Annotated in this window: 14 protein-coding genes; 13 read left to right on the forward strand and 1 reads right to left on the reverse strand. The window is 66.1% G+C overall.

Going from position 1 to position 13,011, the window contains the following annotated elements; translation table 11 throughout:
- Positions 1-47: 47 nt before the first annotated feature.
- From AC1DZY_RS02320 to AC1DZY_RS02355, 8 genes are all read left to right on the forward strand, one after another.
- Positions 48-293, forward strand: coding sequence for a twin-arginine translocase TatA/TatE family subunit (locus AC1DZY_RS02320; protein WP_476818442.1), 246 nt, complete (start codon positions 48-50; stop codon positions 291-293).
- 159 nt (positions 294-452) lie between these two features.
- Positions 453-920, forward strand: a complete 468-nt coding sequence (gene tatB / locus AC1DZY_RS02325; protein ID WP_476818443.1) for a Sec-independent protein translocase protein TatB — start codon at positions 453-455, stop codon at positions 918-920.
- Positions 917-1,735 (forward strand): twin-arginine translocase subunit TatC, encoded by an 819-nt coding sequence (gene tatC / locus AC1DZY_RS02330; protein ID WP_476818444.1) that lies wholly within the window; start codon positions 917-919, stop codon positions 1,733-1,735. Before tatB ends, tatC begins: the two co-directional genes overlap by 4 nt.
- Before the next feature lie 166 nt (positions 1,736-1,901).
- Positions 1,902-2,171 carry a GIY-YIG nuclease family protein gene (locus tag AC1DZY_RS02335; RefSeq protein WP_476818783.1) on the forward strand — a complete coding sequence of 90 codons (270 nt, stop codon included), beginning with the start codon at positions 1,902-1,904 and terminating at the stop codon, positions 2,169-2,171.
- Between the two features lie 225 nt (positions 2,172-2,396).
- Positions 2,397-3,869: a serine--tRNA ligase gene (serS, locus tag AC1DZY_RS02340; protein WP_476818445.1), complete on the forward strand. Its 1,473-nt coding sequence runs from the start codon at positions 2,397-2,399 to the stop codon at positions 3,867-3,869.
- A 235-nt stretch (positions 3,870-4,104) separates the two neighbouring features.
- Positions 4,105-4,866: a 5'/3'-nucleotidase SurE gene (surE, locus tag AC1DZY_RS02345; RefSeq protein ID WP_476818446.1), complete on the forward strand. Its 762-nt coding sequence runs from the start codon at positions 4,105-4,107 to the stop codon at positions 4,864-4,866.
- Between the two features lie 203 nt (positions 4,867-5,069).
- Entirely contained in the window at positions 5,070-5,732 is a 663-nt protein-coding gene (locus AC1DZY_RS02350; RefSeq protein WP_476818447.1) for a protein-L-isoaspartate O-methyltransferase family protein, read from the forward strand.
- A 235-nt stretch (positions 5,733-5,967) separates the two neighbouring features.
- Positions 5,968-7,317 carry a peptidoglycan DD-metalloendopeptidase family protein gene (locus AC1DZY_RS02355; RefSeq protein ID WP_476818448.1) on the forward strand — a complete coding sequence of 450 codons (1,350 nt, stop codon included), beginning with the start codon at positions 5,968-5,970 and terminating at the stop codon, positions 7,315-7,317.
- A 117-nt stretch (positions 7,318-7,434) separates the two neighbouring features.
- Here AC1DZY_RS02355 and AC1DZY_RS02360 read toward each other — a convergent pair whose 3' ends face one another.
- Positions 7,435-8,313, reverse strand: a complete 879-nt coding sequence (locus AC1DZY_RS02360) for an ATP-binding protein (protein WP_476818449.1) — start codon at positions 8,311-8,313, stop codon at positions 7,435-7,437.
- Between the two features lie 323 nt (positions 8,314-8,636).
- Here AC1DZY_RS02360 and yajC point away from each other — a divergent pair, with 323 nt between their 5' ends.
- The 5 genes from yajC (at position 8,637) to AC1DZY_RS02385 (ending at position 12,973) form a co-directional block, all read left to right on the forward strand.
- Positions 8,637-8,912: a preprotein translocase subunit YajC gene (gene yajC, locus AC1DZY_RS02365; RefSeq protein ID WP_476818784.1), complete on the forward strand. Its 276-nt coding sequence runs from the start codon at positions 8,637-8,639 to the stop codon at positions 8,910-8,912.
- Between the two features lie 55 nt (positions 8,913-8,967).
- Complete coding sequence (gene secD / locus AC1DZY_RS02370; RefSeq protein WP_476818450.1) at positions 8,968-10,578, forward strand: protein translocase subunit SecD; 1,611 nt, start codon at positions 8,968-8,970, stop codon at positions 10,576-10,578.
- A 28-nt stretch (positions 10,579-10,606) separates the two neighbouring features.
- Complete coding sequence (gene secF, locus AC1DZY_RS02375) at positions 10,607-11,557, forward strand: protein translocase subunit SecF (RefSeq protein ID WP_476818451.1); 951 nt, start codon at positions 10,607-10,609, stop codon at positions 11,555-11,557.
- A complete protein-coding gene (locus AC1DZY_RS02380; protein WP_476818452.1) occupies positions 11,520-11,948 on the forward strand; it encodes an Mth938-like domain-containing protein in 429 nt (142 codons plus the stop codon). The genes secF and AC1DZY_RS02380 overlap by 38 nt, the downstream gene beginning before the upstream one ends.
- Positions 11,949-12,076: 128 nt before the next feature.
- Positions 12,077-12,973, forward strand: a complete 897-nt coding sequence (locus AC1DZY_RS02385) for a phytoene/squalene synthase family protein (protein WP_476818785.1) — start codon at positions 12,077-12,079, stop codon at positions 12,971-12,973.
- Positions 12,974-13,011 lie beyond the last annotated feature (38 nt).

Below are 13,011 nucleotides of genomic sequence, written 5' to 3' on the forward strand. Positions count from 1 at the left end.
CGGGCCCTGAAAGCCACGGCCGCACCACAATTTCGGAGGTTACCGCCATGGGTGGCGTCAGTATCTGGCACTGGATCGTCGTCGGCGTCATCGTGATGCTGCTGTTTGGGCGCGGCAAGGTTTCCGAGCTGATGGGCGACGTCGCCAAGGGCATCAAGTCCTTCAAGAAGGGCATGGCCGAGGACGAGCCCACGACTCCGCCGCCGAGCGCCACGCCTGTCGATCCCAAGGTGATCGAGCAGACGCGAGCCGACAACGCAGCCGCTGTGGCCAAGGCCGAGCACAAGGCCTAGAGCCTGTTCCGAAAGAGTGGGACCACTTTTTCGATAAGAACACGCTCAAGATTGACGTTGGCGCGAATTCTTTATCGTTCGGCCAATATCGGCCGAACGGAAAGCGCGCCGGGCGCGCCCCCGGCCGGATCGGCGAGGGGTTGAGAGGACCAGCCATCGATGTTGGACATCGCCTGGAGCGAGTTGATGCTGATCGGGGCGGTCGCRCTCGTCGTGATCGGCCCCAAGGATCTGCCCAAAGCCATGCGCACCGTCGGTCAGGCGGTGGGCAAGGTGCGTCGCATGGCGACCGAGTTCCAGGGCCAGTTCAATGACGCGATGCGCGAGGCCGAGCTGCACGACCTGAAAAAGCAGGTCGAGGATGTCGGCGGCTCGGTGTCTTCAGCCATTAACTCAGATTACAAGCCTATCGAGATGCCGACCGATCCCCCGGCCTCGACCGGACTCGACGACGCCGCGATGAAAGAAGCCGAGGCGACGCTCGCCGTGCTCCCGCTGCCTGATCCGCTGCCCGAAATCGTGATCGAGCCTGCGCCCGTCGCAGCCGCCGAGCCCGAGCCGAAGCCGAAGGCCCCGCGCAAGCGCAAGGCCAAGGCCGCTGAACCGGGTGAGGGCGATGCGGCATGAGCGCGCTTGATAGCAAGAAAGACGGCGAGGACGAGATCGAGGCCTCGCGCGCGCCGCTGATCGACCATCTCATCGAGTTGCGGTCGCGCCTGATCAAGGCGCTGATCGCCTTCCTGGTGATGTTCTTCGTCTGCTTCGCCTTCTCGACGCAGATCTACAACGCGCTGGTGCTGCCCTATGTCTGGGCGGCCGGAAGCGCGGCGAATGCGCAGCTGATCTACACCGGCCCGCTCGAACTGCTGTTCACCCACATCAAGGTCGCGGCCTTCGGCGCGGGCTTTTTCGCCTTTCCGGTGATCGCGACGCAGATCTACAAATTCGTCGCGCCGGGGCTCTACAAGAACGAGAAGGCGGCCTTTGCGCCCTACCTCGCGGCGACGCCGATCTTCTTCACGCTCGGCGCTGCGCTGGTCTTCTTCTTTGCCATGCCCGTGCTGATGAAGTTCTCGCTTGGCATGCAGCAGGCGGCGACTGAAACGCAGGCCGGCATCGCGCTGCTGCCCAAGGTCAGCGAATATCTCTCGCTGATCATGACGCTGATCTTCGCCTTCGGCATCTCGTTCCAGCTGCCGGTGATCCTGACTCTGCTCGGGCAGGCTGGCATCATCGATGTCACCTTCCTGAAGGACAAGCGCCGCTACGCCATCGTCTTCGTCTTCGTCATCGCGGCCGTCCTGACCCCGCCCGACGTGATCTCGCAACTCATGCTCGCCGTGCCGATGCTGGCGCTCTACGAACTCTCGATCTTCTCGGTCGGCTATGTCGAGAAGAAGCGCGCGGCGAACAAGGCGGCGGAAGAAGCGGCCGAGGTTTGACGGCCGGACGCTGTCAAGGCACGCGCCGTCATTCCGGGCGCAGCGCAGCGGAGACCCGGAATCCATCGTAAGGCACGGTGGCGCCCTATGATGGATTCCGGATCGGCGCGGCTTCGCCGCTTGTCCGGAATGACGGGGGCGGGTGTTCGCGGTGTGGCTGTACATCATGGCGAGCGGCTGGAACGGAACGCTTTACGTCGGCGTGACGAACAGCCTGAGTCGGCGGATAACCGAACATCGGGAAGGGCGAGGCTCGACCTTCGCCAAGCGCTATCGCGTGGCGCATCTGGTCTATGCCGAACGTTTCGAGCGCGCCGACGAAGCCATCGAACAGGAAACACGGGTCAAGGGCTGGAAACGCGAATGGAAGATCGCGCTCATCGAAAAGGGCAATCCGACCTGGGCTGACCTCTACGACACCACTCACCTCGATTGACCCACACCGTCATTCCGGGCGCAGCGAAGCGGACACCCGGAATCCATCGTAAGGCGCTGTCGTGCTCGACGATGGATTCCGGATCGGCGCCGCTGCGCGGCTTGTCCGGAATGACGGGGAGGTTGTTGTTAAGGGCAACGCATAACGATGGTGGTTCCATCGCCCGCGATCCCGGTCTAGAGCATCACGCGACCACCCTCGCAGCGATGGCATGGCCTGACGACGATGTACGACATCAAATGGATTCGCGAGAACGCCGAGGCGTTCGACAAGGGGCTTGAGCGCAGGGGCTTCAAGGATACCTCGTCGCGCAAGTTGTTCGAACTCGACGACACCCGCCGCTCGGCCATCGCGAAAGCTCAAGCCGCGCAGGAGCGCCGCAACGCCCTGTCGAAGGAAATCGGCAAGGCGATGGGCGCGAAGGATGTGGCCCTCGCCGAACAGCTCAAGGCCGAGGTCGCCAGCCTGAAGGAAGGGCAGGGCGCTCTCGAGGACGAGGAGCGCAAGGCCAAAGCCGCGCTCGACGGACAGCTCGCCGCGATCCCGAACCTGCCCCATGACGACGTGCCCGATGGCGCCGACGAGCACGGCAATGTCGAGAAGTCGGCGCATGGCGACAAGCCGGAAGCCGCAGGCGGCAGGCTGTTCGGCAATAACTTCGCGCCCAAGGAGCATTTCGAGCTCGGCGAAGCGCTCGGCCAGATGGATTTCGAGACGGCGGCGAAACTCTCCGGCTCGCGCTTTGTCGTGCTGAACGCGGGCGTCGCCCGCCTCAGCCGGGCGATCGGGCAGTTCATGCTCGATACGCATACGGAGGAGCATGGCTACACCGAGGTCAACCCGCCGCTGATGGTGCGGGATGACGCGATGTTCGGCACGGCGCAGCTGCCGAAGTTTCGCGATGATCAGTTCCCAGTTGAACGACAGCTCTCTGTCGAGGAAATTGTAGAAATAGCCTATAAGCGCGCGTATCTCGTTGAAGCTCTGAACAATTTTGTACCAGGCGAGCCGCTTGTGTTCAAACTCGGGAGCATTCAAAAAATAGCGAGGGAAATTGCCGCTGTTCTTCCTAGAAGTGAGAAGCACTGGCTCATCCCCACCGCCGAAGTCCCGCTCACCAACCTCGTCCGCGAATCGATCCTCTCCGAGGAAGAACTCCCGCGCCGTTACACCGCACTCACCCCCTGCTTCCGGGCCGAGGCCGGCTCGGCCGGGCGCGATACGCGCGGCATGCTGCGCCAGCACCAGTTCGAGAAGGTCGAGCTGGTCTCGATCACCGCGCCGGACAAATCGCGCGAGGAGCATGAGCGCATGCTGTCCTGCGCCGAGAACGTGCTGAAGAAGCTCGATCTGCATTATCGCGTGATGACGCTGTGCACCGGCGACATGGGGTTCGCCTCGCAGAAGACCTACGACATCGAGGTCTGGCTGCCCGGCCAGAAGACCTATCGCGAAATCTCGTCCTGCTCGGTCTGCGGCGATTTCCAGGCGCGCCGGATGAGCGCGCAGTATCGGCCCAAGGGCCATCCCGGCAAGGGCGCGCTGCCTTACGTCCACACGCTGAACGGCTCTGGCACGGCGGTCGGCCGGGCGCTGATCGCGGTGATGGAGAACTACCAGAACGCCGACGGCTCGATCACGGTGCCGGAGGTTCTGGTGCCCTATATGCGCGGCGTGACGAAGATCGAGAGGGCGTGATGTTCGCTGCCTTCGCCGGATCAAGCGCGGGTCCCCCTCTCCCGGAGGGAGAGGGGACAGGGGTGAGGGGTCGGACGTTATCCGCTCATGGCTCTCGCCAACCGCCGCTTCCGTCTGCATCGATGTCTCACTGGTTCAGCGGCCGTCACCTCACCCCTGCCCCTCTCCTTACAGGAGAGGGGTTCCCTGTGCCCGACGCCTGCGGGCGGCGCTTTGCTTTGGAAGCCTGCTGATCATGCGCATTCTCGTCACCAACGATGACGGCATCCATGCCGAGGGGCTCAGCGTGCTGGAGGCGATCGCCGCTGAACTCTCCGACGATGTCTGGGTTGTCGCGCCCGAGACCGACCAGTCGGGCGTCGCCCATTCGCTTTCGCTGTCGAACCCGTTGCGGCTGCGCCAGATCGGCGAGAAGCGCTATGCGGTGGCTGGCACGCCGACCGATTGCGTCATCATGGCCGCACGCTCGATCATGATCGACCAGCGGCCCGATCTCGTGCTGTCGGGCGTCAATCGCGGCCAGAACGTCGCCGAGGACGTGACCTATTCCGGCACCATCGCGGCTGCGATGGAGGGCACGCTGCTCGGCATCCCCTCGATCGCCGTCAGCCAGGCCTATGGGCCTGCCGGCCGCGACCAGATCCATTGGGACTGCACCCGCCACCATGCGCCCGGCATCATCCGCCGGCTGCTGGCCGAGGGCATCCCCAAGGACATCCTGTTCAACCTGAACTTCCCCAATGTGCCGCCGGGCGAGGTCGCGGGCATCGCGGTCACCGCACAAGGGCGGCGCGACCAGGAACTGATGAGGCTGGAGCCGCGCCAGGACGGACGCGGCAACCCCTATTTCTGGATCGCCTTCCAGCGCAGCCGGTCGGAGCCCGCCAACGGCACCGATCTGCGCGCGCTCTCTGAGAAGAAGATCTCGATCACGCCGATCGAGCTCGACCTGACCCACGAGCCGACCCTGACCCGCTTCGCGCAGGTGTTTGCTTGAGCACTATGTGTCGCTCCTCCGCTGCTTCCAACAGCGCCGTCATTCCGGACAAGCCGCGTAGCGGCGCCGATCCGGTATCCATCATAGGGTGCTGTCGCTCCTCTATGATGGATACCGGGTCTGCGCTGCGCTGCGCCCGGAATGACGATGCGTGTTTGGTCGGTATCGTTGAGCCCTGAAATATGGCGCAAGGCGACGAGGGCATGACCGACGACGCCGCATCCAGCGAGGGCGAGCGTACCGTCGCCTTCCTGCTCTCACTGCGGGCGCAGGGCGTGCGGGATCTCACCGTGCTGCGCGCGATGGAGAAGGTCGCGCGTGAACGCTTCGCGCCGTCGCGCTTTGCCGATCTGGCGCGGCAGGACGTCTCGGTGCCCTTGCCCTGCGGGCAGACCATGACGGCCCCCCATACGGTCGCAAGCCTCCTGACCGCGCTGGAGATGCAGCCCTCGGCGCGCGTGCTCGAGATCGGCACCGGCTCGGGCTATGTCGCGGCGCTGCTGGCGGCGATGGGCGGGGAGGTGGTCTCGCTCGAGCGCTACCGCACGCTGGCGCTGGCGGCCCATGAACGCGTCGCCGGCAGCGGCTATGACAAGGCGATCGACCTGCGCCATGCCGACGGGCTCCAGCCCGACCGGACGCTGGGACGCTTCGACCGCATCCTCGTCAACGGCGTCGCCCATGCCATTCCCGAAGCGTTGCTGATGCGCCTTTCGCCCGGCGGACGCCTCGTGGGCGCGCTGCGCGTCGAGGGCGCTGCACGACGCGTCGTGGTGACACGGCTTGGCGATGGCGGCTTCGACCATGCTCTGGGTCCGGCGGTGCGTCTGCCGCCGCTGGCGCAGGGGCTGGCCCGGGCGCTTTGAGCGTTGCAGGCGACGCTCCCGAAAAATGAACGGGGTCTGGCGAGGCGAAACGCTTTCGTAACCTGAACGCGGCTTTAATGCTGGCTATCGAGTTGCGTTGTTCGTGAGTGCCAGTCCCATGCGTACCCAGGTTGCCAGGCGTAGCCGTTTCGGATCGGTCCAGCCCAGCGTCGTCCTTCGTGTGTCGACGGTTTGTCTGCTGGCTTTGGGCGTCAGCGCCTGCTCATCGGACACGATGCGCTTCTCCGAGGCGCCGTTCTCGAATCCCTTCAAAACCGCGCAGTCTTCGGCGCCGACGCGCGACCCCGCGACGACCGGCTCGATCGGCCGCGCCGCCGGCAGCGCGCCGACCGGCACGGTGACCTCGACCGCCGCCGTCCGCTCGCAGCCGTTGCCGCCGCCGCAGTCCGCCATCGCTTTGCGCAACACCGCGCCGATCCCCACCGGCGGCTCGGCCTCTGGCTGGTCCGCGCAGGGCGGCACGCCGATCGTCGTCGCCCAGGGCGAAACGCTCGACATGATCTCGTCGCGCTACGGCGTGCCGAAGGCGGCGCTGATCTCGGCGAACGGGCTTTCCAGCCCGACGGTGTCGCCGGGCTCGCGCCTGACCATCCCGGTCTATAACGCAGCCGGTGCGTCGTCGTCCTCGCCGCGCCATCAGGTCGCCCAGGATTCGCAGGTCAAGAGCGACGCCGGCTCCGAGCCGTTGCCGCGCGCTGTTGCCGCACCGGTCGCTGCCCCGCGCGTCGCGGCCGCCCCCACGCCGCCAGCCCGCGTCACCGTGCCTGCGGTCGACACAAAGTCCAAAGCCCAGGCCGCAGCGACCGCGCAGGCTCACGCCAAGACGCAGGCAGCAGCCGAAGCAAAAGCCAACGCCGCCGCGGAAGCCAAGGCGAAAGCCACTGCCGACGCGCAGGCGATGCGCGACTCGCGCGCCAAATTCGCAGCCGAAGCCAAGGCCAAGGCCGAGGCAAAGAAGGTCGCCGTGGCTCCAGCCGCTCCGGTCGTGGTCAAGCCCGTCGTCGCCGAGGTGAAGAAGCCTGTGCCCGAGAAGGCGAAGCCGACGATCGTCGCCAGCGCGCCGCCCGCGGCGAAGGTTACGGCCGTGCCGAAGGTCGAGGCGGTTCCGGCGCCCGTGCCGGTCCAGGATCCCAAGACGACCGGCAGCCTGCCCAAGGCCGCGCCAGCGCCGGCTGCTGCTGAAGAGGCGTCCGACAAGGCCGATTTCCGCTGGCCGGCCCGTGGCCGCGTCATCACCGGCTATAGCGGCAAGGGGGGCAACGAAGGCATCAACATCGCGGTGCCGGAAGGCACCCCGGTGAAGGCTGCCGAAGGTGGCACTGTCGCCTATGCCGGCAACGAACTGAAGGGCTATGGCAACCTCGTCCTGATCCGCCATCCCAACGGCTATGTCTCGGCCTACGCCCACAATGGCGATCTCAAGGTCAAGCGCGGCGACGCCGTCAAGCGCGGCCAGGTCGTGGCCAGCTCCGGCCAGTCGGGCAACGTCGCTTCGCCGCAGCTCCATTTCGAGCTGCGCAAGGGCTCCTCGCCGGTCGACCCGACGCCTTACCTGAACAACTGATCCTGCGGAATTCGACCGGCACCCGCGAGACCCCGCCGGTCGGAACAAGGCGGGGCGGTCCCAGGAAAGGCCGCCCCGTTCTTTCCTTTTTTCCTTCCCCCCAAGGGGAGAAGGGACTTACCCCTCCAGTCGCTGCCCCAGTCGCCCCGCGAGATCCTGGATGTACTGCCAGGCGGTGCGGCCCGAGCGGCTGCCGCGCGTCGTCGCCCATTCCAGAGCTTCCTGACGCAGCGTCTCGGGCGCTACGGCCAACCCGAAATGGCCGACATAGCCGTCGATCATCGCGAGATATTCGTCCTGGCTGCATTTGTGGAAGCCGAGCCAGAGGCCGAAGCGGTCCGAAAGCGAGACCTTCTCCTCGATCGCCTCGCCCGGATTGATCGCCGTCGAGCGCTCATTGTCCATCATGTCGCGTGGCAGCAGATGGCGGCGGTTCGAGGTCGCGTAGAACACGACGTTGTCGGGCCGGCCCTCGACGCCGCCGTCGAGCGCGGCCTTGAGCGATTTGTACGAGGTGTCCTGGCCGTCGAAGGAGAGATCGTCGCAGAACACGATCATGCGGTGCGCGTCGGCTCTGAGCTGCCCCATCAGTGCGGGCAGGCTTTCGATGTCCTCGCGGTGAATCTCGATCAGCTTGAGCGGTAGCGCTTCTTCCTTGAGCCTTTGATTGGTGTCGGCATGGACCGACTTCACCAGCGAGGACTTGCCCATGCCGCGCGCGCCCCAGAGCAGCACGTTGTTGGCGGGCAGGCCACGCGCGAAACGCTCGGTGTTCTCGGCCAGCGTGTCGCGGACGCGGTCGACGCCGCGCAGCAGCGACAGCGCGACGCGGTTGACCTTCGCCACGGGCGCGAGCTCTGCCCCGGCCGGGTGCCAGACGAAGGCGTCGGCGGTGGTCAGGTCGGCCGCCTTGCGCGCAGGGGGCGCGATGCGCTCCAGCGCGGATGCGATGCGCAGCAGGGTGGCGAGGGTCTGGTCGGTGGCGATATCGGTCATCAGGTCTGCGCCTTGAAAGGGAGCCGCATCAACCGTACCCGACGGTACGGTTCGACGGCACCGGTAAACTGCACCTTGTGGCAAAGCGCAAGGCCATTGCGCGAATGGGGCGAAGCCCATAGGTGAGGGGCGCGGCAGGGTGACCCGCCGCCTCCGATTGATTTACCGCCGTCCGTGGCTATAGTCCGCGCGATTTTGGCAAGTTGACCATAGTTTCCGCCGCGCCCCGCGGCCGGTGGCTTTCTGCGCCGCCGCGATGAAGGAGCCTTTTCGTGATCACCCCTGCTTTCGCCCAAGGCTTCGGCGCCGGCGGTTCCGGCGACATGCTGATGTCGCTGGTGCCGTTCGTGCTGATCTTCGTCATCATGTGGTTCCTGATCATCCGCCCGCAGCAGAAGCGGGTGAAGTCGCATCAGGAGATGATCAAGAACGTCCGGCGCGGCGACACCGTGATCACGGCCGGCGGCATCGTCGCCAAGGTGACGAAGGTCTCCGACGATGCCGAGATCGAGGCGGAAATCGCCGAGGGCGTCAAGGTGAAGCTCGTCAAGGGCATGATCACCGACGTCCGCGCCAAGGGCGAGCCGGTCAAGAGCTGAACGACGCGACGGCTCCCCGAGGGGCTGTCGCGCGACAACAAGGCTGTTCACGCAGATGCTTCGTTTCCAGGCCCGCAAGGTCATCGCGGTTCTCCTCGTCCTGTTCCTCGGCTGCGGGCTCGCTTTGCCGAACCTGCTGTCGCCCGAGACGCGCAAGGCGATCGAACAGGGCGCGCCCTCATGGGTGCCCCGCTTCCTGCTGCCGATCCACGCGGTTGTGCTGGGGCTCGACCTGCAGGGCGGCTCGCATGTGCTGCTGGAAATCGACCGCGCCGATCTGGTGCGCAGCCAGGTGACGCAGCTGCGCGACGACATGCGCCGCATCCTGCGCGAGGAGCGCATCTCCTTCCAGGGCGGCATCGGCGTGACGGCGCGCGGCGTGCAGGTGCGCGTGCCGGAAGCCGCCGACCGCGCCAAGCTGCTGCCCAAGCTGCGCGAACTCGCCCAGCCGGTCGGTACGCTCGGCGCCTTCGGCCCCTCCGGCAACAACACCATGGAGGTGGCCGAACAGCCTGACGGTCTGGTCCAGCTCTCGGTGACGGAAGCCGGCGCCAATGAGCGCGTCCGCCGCGCCGTCGAACAGGCCATGGAAGTGCTGCGCCGCCGCGTCGATGCGCTTGGCACGACAGAACCCAATATCCAGCGCCAGGGGCTGGACCGCATTCTCGTGCAGGTGCCGGGTCTTCAGGACCCGCAGCGGCTGAAGGATATCCTCGGCCAGACCGCCAAGCTCCAGTTCCGCATGGTCGCCGACAATCAGGGCGGCGATGTCGACATGCTGCCCTCGCAGGACGCCAACGGCCAGCTCGTCCCCGTCGAACGTCGCGTCATCGTCGAGGGCGAGGACCTGATCGACGCCCAACCGGCCTTCGATCAGCGCTCCAGCCAGCCGATCGTCAATTTCCGCTTCAATATCCGGGGCGCGCAGCGCTTTGGTCAGGCGACGACGGAAAATCTCGGCCGTCCGCTCGCGATCGTGCTCGACAACAAGGTCATCTCCTCGCCGGTCATCCAGTCGCCGATCACCGGCGGCTCAGGTCAGATTTCGGGTAATTTCACCGTCGAATCGGTCAACAACCTCGCCATCCTGCTGCGCGCGGGCGCACTGCCGGCCAAGATGACCATCGTCGAGGAACGCACCGTCGGTCCCGGCCTCGGCGCCGACTCGATCCAGGCCGGCAAGATCGCGACGCTGATCGCGACCGCGCTGGTGATCCTTTACATGCTGGCGACCTATGGCGTGTTCGGGCTGATCGCGAGCGTCGCGCTGCTGGTCCATGTCTGCCTGATCTTCGGGCTGATGTCGGTGCTGGGCGCGACGATGACGCTGCCGGGCATCGCCGGCATCGTGCTGACCATCGGCACGGCGGTCGATTCCAACGTGCTGATCTATGAGCGCATGCGCGAGGAGGAGCACCAGGGTCGCTCGCTCGTCTCCGCGCTCGAGGCCGGCTTCCAGCGCGCCTTCGCGACCATCATCGATTCCAACGTCACCATGCTGATCGCAGCGGTCGCGCTGTTTTCGCTGGGCTCGGGCCCGGTGCGCGGCTTCGCGGTCGTCTTCATCCTCGGCATCCTCACCACCGTGATCACGGCGGTGACGTTGACCCGGATGCTGATCGCGCTGTGGTATCGCTGGGCCCGCCCCAAGCACCTTCCGTTCTAGACGCAACCTCTTTTCAGGAGAAAAGCGCATGCGTCTGCTTCGCATCGTTCCCGACAACACCCGCTTCAAGATCGTCAAGTTTCGCCGCTTCAGCTACCCGTTCTCGGCCGCCTATTCGGTGCTGGTGATCGCGCTGTTCCTGACGGTCGGCCTGAATTTCGGCATCGACTTCAAGGGCGGCACCCTGATCGAGATGCAGGCCAAGAGCGGAAAGCCCGAGATCGCGCAGGTGCGCGCGACCGCCCACGGCCTCGGCTTCGGCGAGGCCGAGGTGCAGGAGTTCGGCTCTGGCGGCGAAATCTCGATGCGCTTCGCGCTCCAGCCGGGCGGCGAGATCGCGCAGCAGGCTGTCGTGGTCAAGGCGCGCGAAGCCTTCGCCTCGACCTATGATTTCCGCCGCGTCGAGACCGTCGGGCCGCGCGTCTCCGGCGAACTGGTCCAGGCGGGCACGCTGGGCGTCGTGCTCGCGATCGTCGGCGTGCTGATCTATCTCTGGTTCCGCTTCGAGATGCCGCTCGCCATCGGCGCCATCATCGGCACGCTGCACGACATCGTGCTGACGATCGGCTTCTTCCTGATCACCCAGCTCGAATTCAACCTGACCTCGATCGCGGCGATCCTGACCATCGTCGGCTATTCGCTGAACGAGACGGTCGTGGTGTTCGACCGCACGCGCGAACTGCTGCGCCGCTACAAGACCATGCCGGTCGGCGAACTGCTCGATCTCTCGGTGAACTCGACCTTGTCGCGCACCGCCATGACCGCGACGACGACGTTCCTGTCGCTGTTGGCTCTGGTCTTCTTCGGCGGCAGCGCCATTGAGGGCTTCGCGCTCGTCATGCTCTTTGGCGTCGTGGTCTGCACCTATTCGGCGATGTTCGTTTCGACGCCGGTGCTGCTCTACATGGATGTGCGTGCGTCGGGCCGGGCCGACGAACTTGATGAAAGGCCCGCTGCCGGCGCCAGGGCGAAGGCCTGACCGGGCCTTTGGCGTGGCCATTTTCGACGGCTTCGTTCCCGGCCGGCATCAGCTCGACGCCTTCGGGGCAGGGGGCTTCCGCTTCGCCGATATGAGCCATCGCGGCTCGATCCTGGCGACGCCGGCGGGCATCCGGATCTGGCCGGTGACGAGCTTTGCGCAGATCACGCCCGAGACGCTGCAGCCGGTGCTCGACGAGGCCAGCACGATCGATTTCCTGCTGATCGGCACGGGCCGCGAGATCGTCTTCGTTCCCGCTGCCCTGCGCGAGCGCTTTCGCGAGGTCGGCATCGCCATCGAGGGCATGGCGACGGGGGCGGCGGCGCGGACCTACAACGTGCTCGTCGGGGAGGACAGGCGCGTCGCGGCGGCGCTGATCGCGGTCGACTGAACCGCTTGCGCGGATAAGTCTGCGATCCGCGTGGTCGCCATGTGCGGCGGGCGTAGCCAGCGGCGTCATGCTTGTCCTACACTGCGTCAAACGACGAGGCCGACCCGCATGAGCAGGCCGAGGCTGAGATGACGCAGCAGACCACCAAGACCGACGATCGCAGCGAAACCGCGCCGCTGGCGCTGCACGACGCTTACGCCCATTGCACGGCGCTGGTGCGCGAGCACGACCATGATCGTTACATCGCGACGCTCTACGCGCCCGAATCGCAGCGGCCCGGCCTGTTTGCGCTCTATGCCTTCAGCCACGAGATCGCCCGCGTCCGGGCTCTGGTCAGCGAGCCGCTGCCGGGCGAGGTCCGCATGCAATGGTGGCGCGATCTGCTGGAAGGCGAGGAGAAGGGGCAGGCGCAGGCCCATCCCGTCGCTGCCGCCCTGCTCGACGCCATAGCGCGCTACCGCCTGCCGATCGCTCCGCTGACCGGACTGATCGAGGCGCGCATCTTTGATCTTTATGACGATCCGATGCCGTCCCGGCGCGATCTCGAAGGCTATGTCGGCGAGACCTCAAGCGCCCTGATCCGGCTTGCTTCGATCGTGCTGGCCAATGGCCGCGATCCCGGCGGGGCTGCGGCCTGCGGTCATGCCGGCGTCGCCTATGCCGTTTGCGGGCTGATGCGCGCCTTCCCGTGGCATGCGGCTGCGGGGCAGGTCTATCTGCCAGCCGATATTCTCGGCCGCAACGGCGTTACGCGCGACGACATCGTGCGCGGGCGCGGTGGTCCCGGCGTGCTCTATTCGCTGAAGGAGATGCGCGAGTTCGCGCGCGGCCATCTCAAGAAGCTGCGTGAATTGCGCGAGAGCGTGCCCACGGCGGTCGCGCCGGCTTTCCTGCCGGTGGCGCTGGTCGAGCCTTATCTCAGGCGCATGGAGCGCTCGGGCTACGACCCTTACCGCACGATCATCACGCTGCCGGCATGGCAGCGGCAATGGCTGATCTGGCGGGCGGCCCAGGCGGCGCGGTGAGTGCTTTGGCATTTCAACGCCGTCATTCCGGACAAGCG

Source organism: Allobosea sp. P2_A10, assembly GCF_056405115.1.

What these genes read in the sequence shown, in the direction of transcription:
- AC1DZY_RS02355 (WP_476818448.1), top strand. Translation starts at nt 5,968, where the DNA reads ATGCGCTTCTCCGAGGCGCCGTTCTCGAATCCCTTCAAAACCGCGCAG.
- surE (WP_476818446.1), top strand. Translation starts at nt 4,105, where the DNA reads ATGCGCATTCTCGTCACCAACGATGACGGCATCCATGCCGAGGGGCTC.
- tatC (WP_476818444.1), top strand. Translation starts at nt 917, where the DNA reads ATGAGCGCGCTTGATAGCAAGAAAGACGGCGAGGACGAGATCGAGGCC.
- AC1DZY_RS02360 (WP_476818449.1), bottom strand. Translation starts at nt 8,313, where the DNA reads ATGACCGATATCGCCACCGACCAGACCCTCGCCACCCTGCTGCGCATC.
- AC1DZY_RS02380 (WP_476818452.1), top strand. Translation starts at nt 11,520, where the DNA reads ATGAAAGGCCCGCTGCCGGCGCCAGGGCGAAGGCCTGACCGGGCCTTT.
- serS (WP_476818445.1), top strand. Translation starts at nt 2,397, where the DNA reads ATGTACGACATCAAATGGATTCGCGAGAACGCCGAGGCGTTCGACAAG.
- yajC (WP_476818784.1), top strand. Translation starts at nt 8,637, where the DNA reads ATGCTGATGTCGCTGGTGCCGTTCGTGCTGATCTTCGTCATCATGTGG.
- AC1DZY_RS02335 (WP_476818783.1), top strand. Translation starts at nt 1,902, where the DNA reads ATGGCGAGCGGCTGGAACGGAACGCTTTACGTCGGCGTGACGAACAGC.
- secF (WP_476818451.1), top strand. Translation starts at nt 10,607, where the DNA reads ATGCGTCTGCTTCGCATCGTTCCCGACAACACCCGCTTCAAGATCGTC.
- AC1DZY_RS02385 (WP_476818785.1), top strand. Translation starts at nt 12,077, where the DNA reads ATGACGCAGCAGACCACCAAGACCGACGATCGCAGCGAAACCGCGCCG.
- secD (WP_476818450.1), top strand. Translation starts at nt 8,968, where the DNA reads ATGCTTCGTTTCCAGGCCCGCAAGGTCATCGCGGTTCTCCTCGTCCTG.
- AC1DZY_RS02320 (WP_476818442.1), top strand. Translation starts at nt 48, where the DNA reads ATGGGTGGCGTCAGTATCTGGCACTGGATCGTCGTCGGCGTCATCGTG.
- AC1DZY_RS02350 (WP_476818447.1), top strand. Translation starts at nt 5,070, where the DNA reads ATGACCGACGACGCCGCATCCAGCGAGGGCGAGCGTACCGTCGCCTTC.